The sequence below is a fragment of the Micromonospora sp. DT227 genome, from assembly GCF_049841835.1.
GTDB lineage: Bacteria > Actinomycetota > Actinomycetes > Mycobacteriales > Micromonosporaceae > Micromonospora.
The window spans coordinates 115419-130861 of record NZ_JBNCLA010000004.1; the positions used below are offsets into that span (position 1 = coordinate 115419).

Annotated in this window: 14 protein-coding genes; 7 read left to right on the plus strand and 7 right to left on the minus strand. The window is 74.9% G+C overall.

Annotation, left to right across the window (positions count from 1 at the left end; genetic code table 11):
- The first annotated feature begins 38 nt into the window (after window positions 1-38).
- Window positions 39-2201: an elongation factor G-like protein EF-G2 gene (locus ACLQ2W_RS15685; protein ID WP_425787068.1), complete on the plus strand. Its 2163-nt coding sequence runs from the start codon at window positions 39-41 to the stop codon at window positions 2199-2201.
- Window positions 2202-2237: 36 nt separating this feature from the next.
- On the opposite strand, the gene ACLQ2W_RS15690 is transcribed toward ACLQ2W_RS15685, so the two are convergent.
- Entirely contained in the window at window positions 2238-3296 is a 1059-nt protein-coding gene (locus ACLQ2W_RS15690; protein WP_425787069.1) for an aldo/keto reductase, read from the minus strand.
- A 283-nt stretch (window positions 3297-3579) separates the two neighbouring features.
- Window positions 3580-4200 (minus strand): CG0192-related protein, encoded by a 621-nt coding sequence (locus tag ACLQ2W_RS15695; RefSeq protein ID WP_425787070.1) that lies wholly within the window; start codon window positions 4198-4200, stop codon window positions 3580-3582.
- Between the two features lie 82 nt (window positions 4201-4282).
- On the opposite strand from ACLQ2W_RS15695, the gene ACLQ2W_RS15700 reads away from it, so the two are divergent.
- Window positions 4283-4819: a hypothetical protein gene (locus ACLQ2W_RS15700; RefSeq protein WP_281939584.1), complete on the plus strand. Its 537-nt coding sequence runs from the start codon at window positions 4283-4285 to the stop codon at window positions 4817-4819.
- A 31-nt stretch (window positions 4820-4850) separates the two neighbouring features.
- Here ACLQ2W_RS15700 and ACLQ2W_RS15705 read toward each other — a convergent pair whose 3' ends face one another.
- Both ACLQ2W_RS15705 and thrS read right to left on the minus strand, forming a co-directional pair.
- Complete coding sequence (locus ACLQ2W_RS15705) at window positions 4851-5396, minus strand: HIT family protein (protein ID WP_281939582.1); 546 nt, start codon at window positions 5394-5396, stop codon at window positions 4851-4853.
- A gap of 50 nt (window positions 5397-5446) precedes the next feature.
- Window positions 5447-7456, minus strand: a complete 2010-nt coding sequence (gene thrS, locus ACLQ2W_RS15710) for a threonine--tRNA ligase (RefSeq protein ID WP_425787071.1) — start codon at window positions 7454-7456, stop codon at window positions 5447-5449.
- A 200-nt stretch (window positions 7457-7656) separates the two neighbouring features.
- On the opposite strand from thrS, the gene ACLQ2W_RS15715 reads away from it, so the two are divergent.
- Window positions 7657-8574, plus strand: coding sequence for a DUF1775 domain-containing protein (locus ACLQ2W_RS15715; RefSeq protein WP_425787072.1), 918 nt, complete (start codon window positions 7657-7659; stop codon window positions 8572-8574).
- A 296-nt stretch (window positions 8575-8870) separates the two neighbouring features.
- On the opposite strand, the gene ACLQ2W_RS15720 is transcribed toward ACLQ2W_RS15715, so the two are convergent.
- A complete protein-coding gene (locus tag ACLQ2W_RS15720; protein ID WP_425787073.1) occupies window positions 8871-9800 on the minus strand; it encodes an ADP-ribosylglycohydrolase family protein in 930 nt (309 codons plus the stop codon).
- A gap of 73 nt (window positions 9801-9873) precedes the next feature.
- Here ACLQ2W_RS15720 and ACLQ2W_RS15725 point away from each other — a divergent pair, with 73 nt between their 5' ends.
- A complete protein-coding gene (locus tag ACLQ2W_RS15725; RefSeq protein ID WP_107160748.1) occupies window positions 9874-10563 on the plus strand; it encodes a response regulator transcription factor in 690 nt (229 codons plus the stop codon).
- A 29-nt stretch (window positions 10564-10592) separates the two neighbouring features.
- A complete protein-coding gene (locus tag ACLQ2W_RS15730) occupies window positions 10593-11981 on the plus strand; it encodes a HAMP domain-containing sensor histidine kinase (protein WP_199199906.1) in 1389 nt (462 codons plus the stop codon).
- Window positions 11982-12193: 212 nt separating this feature from the next.
- Here the strand turns inward: ACLQ2W_RS15730 and ACLQ2W_RS15735 are convergent, their stop codons facing one another.
- Together ACLQ2W_RS15735 and ACLQ2W_RS15740 are read right to left on the minus strand one after the other, a co-directional pair.
- Window positions 12194-13219 carry an adenosine deaminase gene (locus ACLQ2W_RS15735; protein ID WP_425787074.1) on the minus strand — a complete coding sequence of 342 codons (1026 nt, stop codon included), beginning with the start codon at window positions 13217-13219 and terminating at the stop codon, window positions 12194-12196.
- Window positions 13216-14007, minus strand: coding sequence for a trans-aconitate 2-methyltransferase (locus tag ACLQ2W_RS15740; protein WP_425787075.1), 792 nt, complete (start codon window positions 14005-14007; stop codon window positions 13216-13218). The genes ACLQ2W_RS15735 and ACLQ2W_RS15740 overlap by 4 nt, the downstream gene beginning before the upstream one ends.
- A gap of 87 nt (window positions 14008-14094) precedes the next feature.
- On the opposite strand from ACLQ2W_RS15740, the gene ACLQ2W_RS15745 reads away from it, so the two are divergent.
- A complete protein-coding gene (locus ACLQ2W_RS15745) occupies window positions 14095-15078 on the plus strand; it encodes an aldo/keto reductase (RefSeq protein ID WP_425787076.1) in 984 nt (327 codons plus the stop codon).
- Between the two features lie 91 nt (window positions 15079-15169).
- Window positions 15170-15361 (plus strand): hypothetical protein, encoded by a 192-nt coding sequence (locus tag ACLQ2W_RS15750; protein WP_281939568.1) that lies wholly within the window; start codon window positions 15170-15172, stop codon window positions 15359-15361.
- Window positions 15362-15443 lie beyond the last annotated feature (82 nt).

A 15443-nucleotide genomic window follows, 5' to 3' on the forward strand; every position in this document is an offset into this window, starting at 1 on the left:
CGGTCGCCACCACCACCGGTTGAGGGAGGTGCGCCGCGATGGCGCAGAAGAGTCACGAGAAGGGTGTCACCGGCGGCGCGCCGGTGGTGACCGAGCCCGGCAGGGTTCGCAACGTGGTGCTCGTCGGGCACTCCGGCGCGGGCAAGACCACGCTGGTCGAGGCGCTGCTCGCGGCCAGCGGCACGATCGGCCGGGCCGGGTCCGTCACCGAGGGCACCACGGTCTGCGACCACGACCCGGCGGCGGTCCGCCAGCAACGCTCGGTGAGCCTGGCCTGCGCCCCGCTGGTCCACCGCGACGTCAAGGTCAACCTGCTGGACACGCCCGGCTACGGCGACTTCGTCGGCGAGTTGCGCGCCGGCCTGCGCGCCGCCGACGCCGCGCTGTTCGTGGTCTCCGCGGTCGACGGGATGGACGCCGCCACCGCCGCCCTCTGGGAGGAGTGCGCCGCGGTGGACATGCCGCGCGCGGTGGCGGTCTCCCGGCTGGACCACCCGCGTGCCGACTTCGACGAGGCGGTGGCGCTCTGCCAGCGCGTCTTCGGCGACAACGTGCTCCCGCTCTACCTGCCGATGCTGGGCGACGACGGCGAGTCGGTGGCCGGGCTGATGGGCCTGATCACCCGCCGGGTGTTCGACTACTCAGGCGGGCTGCCGCCGGCGGTGCGCGAGCCGGACCCGGAGCACCTGCCGGCCATCCAGGAGGCCCGCGACGAGCTGATCGAGGGGATCATCGCGGAGAGCGAGGACGAGACCCTGATGGACCGCTACCTCGGCGGCGAGCAGATCGACCCCGAGGTGCTCATCGCCGACCTGGAGACGGCGGTCGCCCGCGGCCACTTCTACCCGGTGGTGCCGGTCTGCGCGGAGACCGGCGTCGGGCTGGACGCGCTGCTCGACGGCCTGGTCTCGGCGTTCCCGTCGCCGCTGGAGCACGACCTGCCGGCGGTCACCGGGCTGGACGGCTCGCCCCGCCCGCCGCTGACCTGCGACCCGGACGGCCCGCTGGTCGCCGAGGTGGTCAAGACGACGGTGGACCGGCACGTCGGGCGCGTCTCGCTGGTCCGGGTCTTCTCCGGCACGCTCCGCCCCGACCAGGTGGTCCACGTGTCCGGGCACGGCCTGGCCGAGCGCGGCCACCCGGACCACGACGCCGACGAGCGGGTCGGGCACGTCTACAGTCCGCTCGGCGCGACGCTGCGCGAGGTACCGGTGTGCGTCGCCGGTGACCTCTGCGCGATCACCAAGTCGGGCAGCGCGGAGACCGGCGACACGGTGTCCGCCAAGGACGATCCGCTGCTGATCGCGCCCTGGGAGATGCCCGAGCCGCTGCTGCCGGTGGCGATCGTGGCGCGCAGCCGGGCCGACGAGGACGCGCTGGCCCGCAACCTGTCCCGGCTGGTCGCCGGCGACCCGACGCTGCGCCTGGAGCGCAACCCGGAGACCCACCAGTTGGTGCTCTGGTGCATGGGCGAGGCGCACGCCGACGTGGTGCTCGACCGGCTGCGCGGCGGCGGCGTCGAGCTGGACACCGAGCCGGTCCGGGTGTCGCTGCGGGAGACGTTCACCGCGGCCTCCCGGGGGCACGGCCGGCACGTCAAGCAGTCCGGCGGCCACGGCCAGTACGCGGTCTGCGACCTCGAGGTGGAGCCGCTGCCCCGGGGCGCCGGCTTCGAGTTCGTCGACCGGGTGGTCGGCGGCGCGGTCCCACACAACTACATCCCGTCGGTGGAGAAGGGCGTCCGGGCGCAGATGGAACGCGGCCTGGTCGCCGGCTTCCCGGTGGTGGACCTGCGGGTGACGCTCGTCGACGGCAAGGCGCACAGCGTCGACTCGTCCGACGCCGCGTTCCAGACCGCGGGCGCGCTGGCGCTGCGCGACGCCGCCGAGAAGGGCCGGCCGACGCTGCTGGAGCCGGTCGACGAGGTCGTCGTCCGGGTGCCCGACTCCTCGGTCGGCGCGGTCATGGGCGACCTGTCCGGCCGACGCGGCCGGGTGCTCGGCACCGAGCCCGACCCGGACGCCGAGGGCCGGACGCTGGTGCGCGCCGAGGTGCCCGCCACCGAACTGCTGCGGTACGCGGTCGAGCTGCGCGCGATGACCGCCGGCACCGGCACGTTCCGCCGCGAGTTCGCCCGCCACGACCCCATGCCCCCACACCTGGCCGACCAGACCCTCAAGGAGTCCACCCCCCACCCCTAACCCCTTCCCGCGGTGGTCCGCGCGGGTGGAGGTGGGTCAGGGGCGGACGGTGGGGATGGGGGGCATCGGCCAGTGCGGGCGGTCGGCGTCGCGGCGGGCGGCCGACCTGACCGCCGCCAGTTGGCGCTCGACCTCGGCGAAGTGGTCCGGGGCGAGCGGGCCCCGGGCCAACGCGGCGGCGTTCTCCTCCACCTGGGCGACCGTACGCGCGCCGGGGATCGGCACCGCCCGGTCGCTGCGCGCCCAGATCCAGCCGAGCGCGCCCTGGGCCAGGGTGCGGCCGTCGGCGGTGAGCGCGTCCCGGACCGCGGCCACCCGGCGCAGCCACTCCGGGGCGGGCCGGCCGCTGCGGAACCACTCCAGCCAGGTCGGCCCGAGGCCGCGCACGTCGTCGCGGGGCAGCGTGGACTCCGGCGTGTACTTGCCGGTGAGCAGTCCCATCCCGAGCGGCCCCCGGGCCAGGCTGGCCAGGTCGTGCTTGTCGCAGGCGGCCAGCATGGCGGGGGCGTCCCGCAGCACCGACAGCGCGTGCTGCACAGCGGCGGCACCGTGGGCCACCTGGGCGAAGGCGCCGGCCCGGTCGGCCCGGTCGGTGCTCCAGCCGTACGCGAGGATCAGGCCGGCGGCGACCAGCTCGTCCAGCGTGCCGACCAGCGCCTCGGCCCGGGGCAGCGGCAGGTCGCCGAGGTGGAGCTGGTAGAGGTCGATCCGGTCGGTGCCCAGCCGGCGCAGCGAGTCGACCACCGCCCGGCGCAGGTACTGCGGCGAGGCGTTCTCACCGGTGGCCTGCCGGGTGCGCTCGTCGAACGTGTAGCCCCACTTGGTGGCGATCACCGCCTCGTCGCGCCGGCCCGCGAGGGCCCGCCCGAGGACCCGCTCGCTGTGCCCGGCCCCGTACGTGTCGGCGGTGTCGAAGAGCGTCACCCCGAGGTCGAGCGCACGGCGGACGGCCCGGACCGACTCGTCGTCGTCGACCGCGCCCCAGCCCAACGGGCGGGCGCCCTCGGCCCACGGGCCGCCGATCGCCCAGCATCCCATGCCGAGCGCACTCACCTCGATGCCGCTGCGGCCGAGCGGCCGCGTGCTGACTGCCATCGCCGAATCCTGTCACCTTCCCGGCACGCGCGGGCCCGTTCGTCACCGGGCGTACCGGAATCTCGTCACTCTCCGTGACGCCAGCGGGGAAGCGTCGCCAGGTAACCGACATACCGCAGAGTCATAATTATGACTCCTCGTCATATCGCTCCGGAGCGATCGTTCGTCGAGCGCCACACCGTCGAGCACCGCACGTCGAAGCGGGCCGGAACGCCGGCACTCGGCACTCGGCGCCGGGCGCTCGGCACTCGGCCGCGAACCGCGGGCCCGCAACGGCCGGGAGTCAGCGGGCGTAGGCCAGCAGCACCGGCGCGTCCCGGCCCGGCCACGCGCCGGTGAGCCGGCCCGCCGCCGGCGTGTCGGCCGGGGCGGGCCGGCGGACCAGGGCCAGCTCCACGCCGTCGACGCGGATCACCGTGGGATCGCCGTCCACCACCTCGTCGGCCGGGCCGGCCGGCAGCGCGCGGTCGGTGCGGCTGCCCGACACGGTCATGCTCGGGGCCCGCACCTCCCGCTCGCCGTCGACCTCGAAGTGCTCCTCCGCCTGGCCCGCGTCGGCGAGCACCGCGGCGGCCAGCGCCGGCGGGTAGACCGGGTCACCGCAGGCGTCGTACACCCAGCGGCGGCCGAGCACCGAGTGCTCGACCACGCCGACCAGGAACCGCTCCGCGCCGGGCAGCGGGGCGCCCCGGTAGGTCAGCGGCACCTGGAGCACCGGACCGTCGCCGGCGCGCACGAGCAGCGTCTCCATGCCGACCTCACCGGCCGGGTCGTCGAACCGGTAGGCCGCCACCCGGGTCACCGGCCCGTCGGCGCCGCCGGTGAACCAGGGCCGGGCGGGCAGCCACCCGGCGAGCAGCTCCAACTTCGAGGGGCGCAGTTCCGCGCGGTGCAGCAGGGCCATGCGCAAGATCGTACTGTCGAGGGGTGACCATCGGGGTTTGCCGAGCCCGGTGGCGCGGGCACCACCGGGCCGGGAGGCGCGCATGGAGACGTCGGTGGATCAGGTCGACGAGGCGGCGCGGGTACGCCCGGCGCCCCGCTGGGTGGCGCCCACGTTCGTGGCGCTGGCCGTGCTCACCCTGCCCTGGATCGGCTACCTGGCGTTCACCCTGCCCCGGCACCAGGTCACGGTGCACTACCGGGCCGCCTGGGTCGGCTTCGACCTGGGCCTGGTGGCGCTGCTCGGGCTGACCGCCTGGCACGCGTACCGGGGGAACCGGCAGGTGGTGCTCGCGGCCGCCGCCACCGCGACCATGCTCGCGGTGGACGCCTGGTTCGACGTGACGACCACGCCGCCCGGGCCGGACCTGGTGGTGTCGGTGGTGCTGGCGGTGCTGGTCGAGCTGCCGTTGGCCGGGGTCTGCCTGTGGATCGCGCGGCACGGCGACCGGATGGTGCAGCGTCGGCTGCGTCAGCTCGCGGTCCGCGCGGAACTGGCCGCGGACCGGGCCGCGGCGGCCCAGCGGACCGCCACCGGGGCCCGCCGCCGACTCGCCCGGGTGCGGGGCCGGCTGCGCTGAGTCGGGCCGGTGCGGGGCCGGCCGCGCCGAGTCAGGCGGGCCACGCCTCGGCGAGCAGGGCGCGGGTGTCGGCGAGCAACTGCGGCAGCACCTTGGTGCGGCCGATGACCGGCATGAAGTTGGCGTCGCCGCCCCAGCGCGGCACCACGTGCTGGTGCAGGTGCGCGGCGATGCCCGCACCGGCCACGCCGCCCTGGTTCATGCCCAGGTTGAACCCGTGCGCGCTGGAGGTGCGCCGGACCACCCGCATGGCGTCCTTGGTGAACGCGGCCAGCTCGGTCGTCTCCGGCGCGTCCAGCTCGGTGTAGTCGGCCACGTGCCGGTAGGGGCAGATCAGCAGGTGGCCCGGATTGTAGGGATAGAGGTTGAGCACCGCGAAGACGTGCTCGCCCCGGGCGACCACCAGGCTCTCCTCCGGCGGCCGGCCCGGGGCCAGGCAGAACGGGCAGCCGGTCGGCTTCTCGTACCCGCCCTCGGGCCGGTCGTCGCCGGAGATGTAGGTCATCCGGTGCGGCGTCCAGAGCCGGTCCAGCCCGTCCGCCAGGCCACTGTCCGTGTGCCGCTCCACCCCTGTCACACCGGCGATCCTACGATCCGCGCCCCACCTCCGCTGAACAGCGCCGCCGCTCAGGCGGCGCTGGGGCCGCTGTTGGTGCGGGACTCCGTCACCTCACGGACGTGCGCCACCGCCTCGGCCAGCGGCACCCCGTTGCGCTGCGAGCCGTCCCGGTAGCGGAACGAGACGGTGCCGGCGGCCACGTCGTCGTCGCCGGCGATCACCATGAACGGGATCTTCTGCTGCTGCGCGTTGCGGATCTTCTTCTGCATCCGGTCGTCACCCAGGTCGACCTCGGCCCGGATCCCGTGCCGCCGCAGCGTCGCCGCGAACTCCTCCAGGTAGTCGCCGTGGTCGTCGCGGATCGGGATGCCGACCACCTGCACCGGCGCGAGCCAGGCCGGGAACGCGCCCGCGTAGTGCTCGGTGAGCACGCCGATGAACCGCTCGATCGAGCCGAACTTCGCGCAGTGGATCATCACCGGCTGCTGCCGGGTGCCGTCGGCGGCCTGGTACTCCAGCCCGAAGCCCTTCGGCTGGTTGAAGTCGTACTGGATCGTCGACATCTGCCAGGTCCGGCCGATGGCGTCCTTGGCCTGCACGGAGATCTTCGGGCCGTAGAACGCCGCGCCGCCCGGGTCGGGCACCAGGTCCAGGCCGGTCTCCCGGGCGCACTCCTCCAGCACGGCGGTGGCGGTGGCCCAGTCCTCATCGGTGCCGACGAACTTGTCCGGCCGGGTGTCGTCGCGGGTGGACAGCTCCAGGTAGAAGTCGTCGATGCCGAAGTCACGCAGCAGGCTGAGCACGAACCCCAGCAGGTGCTTGATCTCCGCCGGCGCCTGCTCGCGGGTGCAGTAGGAGTGCGAGTCGTCCTGGGTGAAGCCGCGCACCCGGGTCAGCCCGTGGATGACGCCCGACTTCTCGTACCGGTAGACCGACCCGAACTCGAACAGCCGGATCGGGAGCTGCCGGTAGGACCGCCCGCGCGACCGGTAGATCAGGTTGTGCATCGGGCAGTTCATCGCCTTGAGGTAGTAGTCGCTGCCCTCCATCTCCATCGGCGGGAACATCGTGTCCTTGTAGTAGGGCAGGTGTCCCGAGGTGTGGAAGAGACCTTCCTTGGAGATGTGCGGCGTCCCGACGTACTGGAAGCCCTCCTCGATGTGACGGGTGCGGACGTAGTCCTCCATCACCCGCTTGAGCACGCCACCCTTGGGGTGGAAGACCGGCAGGCCGGAGCCGATCTCGTCGGGGAAGCTGAACAGGTCGAGGTCCGCGCCGAGCTTGCGGTGGTCGCGCCGGGCGGCCTCCTCCAACAGCTTCAGGTACGCCTTCAGCTCGTCCCGGGTCGGCCACGCGGTGCCGTAGACGCGCTGGAGCTGCGGGTTCTTCTCCGAGCCCCGCCAGTACGCGGCGGCGGAGCGCATCAGCTTGAACGCGCCGATCAGCCGGGTGTTCGGCAGGTGCGGCCCCCGGCACAGGTCCGACCAGCAGACCTTCTCCTCGTTCGCGGCGAGGTTGTCGTAGATGGTCAGCTCGCCGCCGCCCACCTCCATCACCTCGGAGGAGTCCAGCCCTTCGCCCTTGACCTCGATCAGCTCCAGCTTGAACGGCTCGGCGGCCAGCTCGGCCCGGGCCTCGTCGAGGCTGGCGAAGCGCCGCCGGCGGAACCGCTGGCCGGACTTCACGATCTCCTGCATCCGCTTCTCGAGCTTCGCCAGGTCGTCCGGCTGGAACGGCTTGTCGACGCCGAAGTCGTAGTAGAAGCCGTTCTCGATCGGCGGGCCGATGCCGAGCTTCGCCTCCGGGAAGACGTCCTGCACGGCCTGGGCGAGCACGTGCGCGGTGGAGTGCCGCAGCACCTCCAGGCCGGCCGGGCTGTTCAGCGCCACCGGCTCGACGGGGGTCTCCTCGGCCGGCACCCAGTCCAGGTCACGGAGCTGACCGCGCGGGTCGCGGACCACCACGACGGCCTTGGGCCCGGTCGTGGGCAGGCCGGCCGCGGCCACCGCGTCGGCCGCCGTGGTCCCGGCGGCGACGACGACGGGGTCGGCCACGGCGGGGGTACGGGGTGCGGACACGGTGACTCCTGTCGTCGACGGTACGGATCTGCCGGGGACCGGCCCCTGCGATGCTATCGGTCACCCGGACCACGCCGTCGCCGACGCCGGCCCGCCGGTCACGACTTCCCCGCCGCGTTGAACCTTTCCGTCCTCCCGGCCGAACTACCGGGTGGGGCCGGAGCCGGAACCGGCCCCAGTCGACGAGGATGGGGACGACCATGAGGATGACCCGTCAGGGCCGGTGGGCGGCGTCGCTGCTGGCCGCCGCGCTGGCCGGCGCGGTGAGCTGGCCGGGCCCGGTCGCCGCCGCCGGCGTGACCGTCACGACCTCTCCCGGCGAGGTACGCCAGGGCGACGCGATCGAGCTGTCGGTGGTGGTGCCCGCCGACCGCCCCGGCACCCGGACCAGCAAGATCGAGCTGACCATGCCGGCGGACGCGCCGATCGGCGAGGTCTATCCGCTGTCCGTGCCGGACTGGGCGCCGAGCATCACCACCCGCACCCTGGACCAGCCGGTGGCCGGCATCCACGCCGCCGAGCTGAACCAGGTGACGCACGCGGTGACCTGGCTGCGGGTGCCCGGCGGCGACGCCGGGGCGGCCCGGCTGCCACTGGGCATGGGCCCGATGCCGGCCACCGACCGGCTGACCTTCACCGTGGTGCAGACGTACGCCGACGGCACGGTGGTCCGCTGGGCGGACCCGGCCGGTGGTGCGCACCCGGCGCCGACGGTCGCGTTGCTGCCGCCGTTGTCGGGGGCCGCCCCGCACGGCGGGGACGCCGGTGCGGCCGGTGGCGCCGGTGCGGTCGGTGGTGCGCACGGCGGCCACGGCGCGCCGGGCGACCCGGCGCCGGCCGACGTGACCGCCGCGGCGCCGGCGGCCGACGACGGGCCGAGCGCGGACCTGCTGCTCGGCGGTGGCCTGCTCGCCGGCCTGGCCGGCGGTGGGGCGATCGGCTGGCTGCTCAGCCGCCGCCGAAGCGGCACCATGACCCTGTCGCCCGGACCCGACTCCCCCACCGCCGAGGCACCCCCGGCCGGTACCGCGCACCGGAGCGCGACGGGCCACGGCGACGGCGACGGCGTGACCATGGTCGAGCCCGTCCCGGTCGGCGGCGCGCGCCCGCCCGCGTGAACGCGCGGGCGTGTCGGGACGGCACTTCGTCGGCGTGTCGCGCCGCGGGGATAGTGAGTCCGCCAAGCGATATACCTCAGCGTCATAATTATGACGCTGAGGTATATCGCTTCGTCGCACCATGCCCCACCGGCCCGTCACTGACGGTGATGGCGGGGCTGGCGGCAGCCGCCGGCGGCACCACGCGCGGGCGGCACAGCGGACGTGACGGGCACGGGCGGCACAGCGGGTGCGAGGAGCGTGACGGGCGCGGATCGGCGCGGGGCGCGCCCCGCCGGAGCGCCGACGGGGCGGGGTCAGGCCGGGGCGGTGAGCCAGCCGGGCAGCGGCTCGCGCGCCGTCAGCCAGCCCTCCGGGACGCCGCCGGGCGTGCCGACCCCGGCGTACGCGGCGACGACGCCGCCGACGATCGCGGCCGTGGTGTCCACGTCGCCGCCCGCCTCCACGCAGGCGCGGATCGCGGCCGGGTAGTCGGCCAGCGTCGTGGCGGCGACCCAGAGTGTGAACGGGACGGTGTCCTGCGCGGTGACCCGCGAGCCGTTGCCCACCGCGTCGACCACCTCGGCGGCCGGGCGACCGAGCAGCGCGACGGCCCGGCGTACGCCCCGGTGCACCTCGCCGGCCGGGTCGAGCGCGCCGGCCACGGCGGTGAGCAGGCGGGCCGGTTCGGGCCGGTCGCCGTCGAGGCGGGCCCGGGCGGCCAGCGAGGCGGCCACCGCCACCGCCACCGCGCCGGCGATCCCCTCCGGGTGCGCGTGGGTCACCTCGGCGCAGGCCCGGGCCTGGTCCGCGGCGCGCCGGATGGAGTCGGCGTGCCAGGCGCCGAGCGGGGCCACCCGCATCGCCGCGCCGTTGCCGCAGGAGCCCTGCCCGTCGAACGCCGACGCGGCGGCCACCGGCCACGGCGTGCCGGTGCGGATCAGCCGCAGGACGGTCACCGCGCCCGGGCCGTAACCCCGGTACGGCTCGCAGCGCTCGGCGAACGCCAGCGCCAGCCGGTCCCGGTCGATCCGCCCGGCGGAGGCCAGCTCGGCCACCACGGAACAGGCCATCTCGGTGTCGTCGGTCCACTCCCACGGCGGCGCCGGCAGCCGGCCCTCGGCGAGGTCGCCCGGGTGCCGACCGGGCACGAAGAACTGGGAGCCGAGCGCGTCGCCCACCGACAGGCCGGCCAGCGCGTCGCGGGCGAGCGTGAGGCGGGCGTCGGGGAAGAGGGTGAACGTCATCGCCGTTCCAGCTTGCCCGGTTCCCCGGGCTGCCGCAACGCGACCGACTTGCCACGCCGAGTACGGTGCTGACGTGGCAACCGTCCTGCTGGTCGAAGACGACCACGTCGTCCGCGGCGCGATGCTGCGGTCGCTGACCGACCGGGGCCACGCGGTGCACGCGGTCGGCACGGCGCTGGACGCGTTGCGCCGGGTCGCCGCGGAGACGCCCGACCTGGTGGTGCTCGACCTGGGCCTGCCGGATCTGGACGGCTCGGACGCGCTGCGGATGCTGCGCGGCATCACGGACGTGCCGATCATCATCGCCACCGCCCGCGACGACGAGCAGTCGGTGGTCCGGCTGCTGCGGGCCGGCGCGGACGACTACATGGTCAAGCCGTTCACCGGCGCGCACCTGGACGCCCGGATCACCACCGTGCTGCGCCGGGCCGGCCGGGCCAGCCGTACCGTGCAACCGGCCGTGCACACGGTCGGCGGCCTGCGGGTGGACGTGGGCGAGCGCAGCGCGGTGCTGGACGGGGAGGCGCTGGCGCTGACCCGCAAGGAATTCGACCTGCTGGCGTATCTCGCCGCGCGTCCCGGCCGGGTAGTGTCCCGGCGGGAACTCTTGGAGGAGGTATGGCGGCAGCCATCGGTCGGCGAGGACCAGACCATCGACGTTCACCTGTACTGGCTCCGCCGCAAAATGGGCGAGTCCGCGGCGAAGCCGCGCTACCTGCGCACCGTGCGGGGGGTCGGCTTCCGGCTGGTGGCACCGGACTGAGGACGGCGCTGGCCTGGCTCACCGCCGGCATGTGCAGCCTGGTCGCGCTCGCCTTCCTCGTCCCGCTCGGGATCACCCTGTCGGACCAGTCCCGCGAGGAGAAGCTGGCCGACGCCGCCCGGCGCGGCGCGCTGGTCACCGGCGCGCTGGCGGTCAGCACCGACCCGGAGGTGGTCCGGCGGGCGGTGGCGGCCAGCGGTGACGACCCGGCGCTTCGGCCGGTCGTGCACGGCGTCGGCGCCGACGAGTCCGCCGGCCGGGCCGACTCCGCCGCGCTGGCCGACGCCGCCGCGCAGCGGCGCTCGGTGGTGACCGAGGTGGACGGTGGCGTGCTGCGGCTGGACCCGGTGGTGCTCGGTGACCGGGTGGCCGTGGTGGAGGTCTTCGTCCCCGACGAGGTGCTCGACGCGGGCAGCGGTGGGCGGTGGCTGCTGCTGCTCGCGGTGGCGCTGGCGCTGGTCGGCGCCGCGGTGATCGTGGTCGACCGGGTGGCGGCCCGGGCCGTGGACGCCACCGGCGACCTGGTCAAGGCGGCGCTCGCGGTGGGCGACGGCGAGCTGGGCGTACGGGTCGAGCCGGCCGGCCCCCGGGAGCTGGCCGAGGCGGGGCACGCGTTCAACCGGATGGCGGAACGGCTGGTGGCGCTCCGCGCCGACGAGCACGAACTCGTCGCCGACCTGTCGCACCGGCTGCGTACCCCGCTGACCGCGCTGCGGCTGGACGCGGAGGCCCTGGAGTCCGACGACACCAGCATCGGCACGTTCAGCGAGGCGGAGCTGGACCGGCGACGCGGCATCCGGCGGATCCGGCAGGCCATCGTCACGTTGGAGGGCGAGGTCGACCAGCTCATCAAGACGACCCGCAAGGCGGTGAGCCAGGAGACCGCCCCGGCGTCCTGCGACGTCAGCGAGGTGGTGCGGGACCGGATGGTCTTCTGGTCGGCGCTGGCCGGCGACCAGAACCGGCCGCACCGGGTGGTCGGGGCGCAACTGCGCATCCCCGCGCCGGTGCCCCGGGCCGAGCTGGCCGCCGCGCTCGACGCGGTGATCGGCAACGTGTTCCGCTACACGCCGCAGGGCACCGCGTTCGAGGTGGCGGTGAGCCGCCGGGACGGCTGGGTGGCGATCCGGATCGACGACGCCGGGCCGGGCATCGCCAACCCGGACCGGGCACTGCGCCGGGGCGAGAGCGACAAGGGCTCCACCGGGCTCGGGCTGGACATCGCCAAGCGGGTCGCGTTGCAGGCCAACGGTTCGGTGAGCATCGACCGGGCCCGGCTCGGCGGGGCCAGCGTGGTGATGTTGCTGGCCGATCCGGACGCGGCGCCCCGGCAGGTCAACCGGTTCGGGCTGGTCGGTCGGATGACCCGGGAGGCCCGGGAGCCCCGCGCCGGACGGCGCTGGCCGCGCCCGCGCTGACCCCTGGTTGTGGGCCGGCGCAAGTTCTCCTTAGGAGTGGTTTAACGACCGCCCCGACACCGCCGCGAAATGCCAGGATCTCTGACAGAACCCATCAGTTCCGTCGGCCGGGACGCCCCGTAACACCTTCCGGCCGGCGGATCCGTGCGCGCGGCGGGAGTCCGGTCCCCCCACACCTCGCTCCCGTCGCGCGCCGCTCTCCGTCCGGTCGGTCAGCGGGCCGCGCCCGCCGCGTACGCGTCGATCTCGGCCTTGATCCGGGCCGCCTCGGCCGGCGCCAGGAACGCGGCGTCCACCGCGGCGCGGGCCAGCGCGGCCACCCCGTGCGCGTCGAGTTTCAGCAGCCGGGCGGCGACCGCGTACTCCTCGTCGAGCGTGGTGCCGAACATCGGCGGGTCGTCGGAGTTGATGCTGACCGGCACGCCGGCCTCGACGAGCTGCGGCAGCGGGTGCTCGTCCAGGCTGGCCACCGCCCGGGTGCGGACGTTCGAGGTGGGGCAGACCTCCAGCGGGATCCGGTGCTCCGCCAGGTGGGCCAGCAGCGCCGGGTCGAGCACGGCGGAGATGCCGTGGCCGATCCGCTCGGCGCCCAGCTCGCGCAGCGCGTCCCAGATGGTCTCCGGCCCGGTGGTCTCACCGGCGTGCGGCACCGACCGGAGCCCGGCCGCGCGGGCCTGGTCGAACCAGGGCTTGAACTGGGGCCGGGGCACGCCGATCTCGGGGCCGCCGAGACCGAAGCTGATCAGCCCGTCCGGCCGCTGGTCCAGCGCGATGCGCAGCGTCTGCTCGGCGGCCGGCAGCCCGGCCTCGCCGGGGATGTCGAAGCACCAGCGCAGCGCGATGCCGAAGTCGGCCTCGGCGCGCTTGCGGGCGTCCTCGATCGCCTCGCAGAACGCCGGCGCGGGGATGCCCCGGTGCACGTGCGAGTACGGGGTGACGGTCAGCTCGGCGTAGCGGACCTGCTGGCGGGCCAGCTCGCGGGCCACCTCGTGGGTGAGCAGCCAGACGTCGTCGGCGTCCCGGATCAGGTCCACCACGCTCAGGTAGATGTCGATGAAGTGGGCGAAGTCGCGGAACGCGAAGTAGTCGGCGAGCGCCTCCGGGTCGGCCGGGACGGGGCTGCGCCCCTCGTGCCGGGCGGCCAGTTCGGCGACGATCCGGGGCGAGGCGGAGCCGACGTGGTGCACGTGCAGCTCCACCTTGGGCAGGCCGGCGATGAAGGTGGACAGGTCGGTCACGGGTTCTCCTCTGCGCGGGCGCCGGTGCGGGCCACCACGAAGATCCGACGGAACGGGAAACACACCTGACCCTGCCGCACCGGGTACGCCTCGGCGAGGCGGGCCCCCAGCTCGGCCCGGAAGTCGGCCCAGCCGGCGGCGTCCAGCGCGGCCCGGACGGGGCGCAGCGCGGTGCCTTCCATCCAGGTCAGCACCGGGTGGTCCGCGCCGGCGACCGGGAGCAGGTGCACGTAGGTAGTCTCCCAGGCGTCCACCGCGCAGCCCGCTCCGGTCAGCAGCGTGGCGTAGTCGACGGGTTCACCGACCGGGGCCTCGCGCAGCAGCCCGGCGAGCGGCTGGCGCCACCGGTCCCGGCCGGCGACCTCACGCAGCGCGCGGTGCGACGGCGCGGCGAAGTTGCCGGGGACCTGGAACGCCAGCCAGGCGTCCGGCGGCAGCTCGACGGCCCAGCGGGTGAGCAGCTCGCGGTGGCCGGGCACCCACTGGAGCACCGCGTTGGCGACCAGCACGTCGACGTCCGGCGCCGGCCGCCAGTCCCGGGCGTCGCCGACGGCGAACGTGACCGGGGCGGCCAGGGCGGCGGCCCGGCCGATCATCTCGGGCGAGGAGTCGAGGCCGGTGATCCGGCTGCCGGGCCAGCGCTCGGCGAGCCCGACGGTGAGCGTGCCGGGCCCGCAGCCGAGGTCGACCACCGCGCGCGGGCGCTCGGCGCCGACGCGGGCCAGCAGGTCGTGGAAGGGCCGGGAGCGCTCGTCGGAGTAGCGCAGGTAGGTGCTCGGGTCCCACATGACAAGTCTCCAAACCGTACGTACGTCTTGCTGACGACCGTACGGCCCGGCGAGCGCCACGGCAACCCGCTCACTAGGCTCGACCGGATGGAACAGCGCAACTTCGACCGGCTCGGTCGGCACGTGGGCATCATCGGACTCGGCGCCTGGCAGCTCGGCGCCGACTGGGGCGAGGTCAGTGAGGACGCGGCGCTCGACGTGTTGACCGCCGCCGTCGACGCCGGCGTCACCTTCCTGGACACCGCCGACGTGTACGGCGACGGCCGCAGCGAACAGCTCATCGGGCGGTTCCTGCGGTCCCACCCGGGTCACGGGCTGACCGTGGCCACCAAGATGGGCCGGCGGGTGCCGCAGACGCCGGAGGCGTACACGCTCGACAACTTCCGGGCCTGGACCGACCGGTCCCGGGCCAACCTCGGCGTCGACACGCTCGACCTGGTGCAGCTGCACTGCCCGCCCACCGCGGTCTTCGCCGACGACCGCGTCTTCGACGCCCTGGACACGCTGGTCGCCGAGAAGCGCATCGCCGGGTACGGCGTCAGCGTGGAGACCTGCGACCAGGCGCTCACCGCCATCGCCCGGCCCGGCGTGGCCAGCGTGCAGATCATCCTCAACGCGGTCCGGCACAAGCCGCTGGAACGGGTGCTCCCGGCCGCCGCCGCGGCCGGGGTGGGCGTCATCGCCCGGGTCCCGCTCGCCAGCGGCCTGCTCTCCGGCCGGTACGACGAGCACACCACGTTCCCGGCGGACGACCACCGCACCTTCAACCGGCACGGCGAGTCGTTCGACGTCGGTGAGACGTTCTCCGGCGTCGACTACGACCTCGGCCTGGCCGCGGTACGCCGGCTCGCGCCACTGGTCGGCGACGCCCGCACCATGGCGCAGTTCGCGCTGCGCTGGATCCTCGACCAGCCCGGCGTGACCGTGGTGATCCCCGGCGCCCGCTCCGCCGAGCAGGCCCGGCGCAACGCCGAGGCGGCCGGCCAGCCGCCGCTGACCGAGGTGGAGCTGGCCTCCGTGCGGGCCACCTACGACGAGCTGATCCGGCCGCAGGTGCACGACCGGTGGTGACCGCACCGATTCGGCCCGCCGGCGCGGCGTCGCCCACGACCGGCGTCGGCGGGCATGCTGGGGCGGGGCGGACGTCGTCGGAGGGGGCGCGATGAGGGGTTGGTTCCGGCTCACCATGGGCCTGCTGGCGGTGGTGATCGGCGCGCTCTGGACCGTGCTGGGGCTCGGCTACGTCGAGGGCAGCGTGCTGACCGACCGGCGGATCTGGGCACTGGTCGGCCCGGTGGTCGTCCTGGTCGGGTTCGTGGCGCTCTGGCTCGGCATGCGGGCCCGACGCCGCTGAGGCGCACCGGCGCGCCTGCCGGGTGGGACACGGAGAAGCCCCGCCTCCCGTGCGGGATGCGGGGCTTCGCGCACCGGCCGGC